Raw genomic sequence first — 263 nt, 5'->3', positions numbered from 1 at the left:
CCCTTGGTGGCCGCTCCATCATCGGCTGCCCAAGCATCCCAGGCGTCGCCAACCGCATCAACGAACAGATCAAGTTCCGCGAGCGCTGGAGACCCTTCTGCCCATCGATGCTCGACACCGTCGCCGAGCAGATGCTCAAGGTCGATCACCCGAGCCCGTTCATGACCTTCACCTTCGAGGTCAACGATGAATGGAAAGAGCGCGTCAGCGAAGTCGTCCACGAAGACGGCACCTCCCGCGCTCAGGTTCTCAAGCGCGAATAC

Annotated in this window: 1 protein-coding gene; it reads left to right on the top strand. The window is 60.8% G+C overall.

Annotation, left to right across the window (positions count from 1 at the left end; all coding sequences use genetic code 11):
• Positions 1–263 (top strand): carbamoyltransferase C-terminal domain-containing protein (locus AC0IW9_RS31050; RefSeq protein ID WP_471652148.1); only part of this gene is annotated, 263 nt, incomplete at both ends.

The organism is Belnapia sp. AC561, assembly GCF_979252845.1.
The sequence above is the reverse complement of the archived record's forward strand: the minus strand, read 5'-3'. Positions and strand labels throughout refer to the sequence as shown.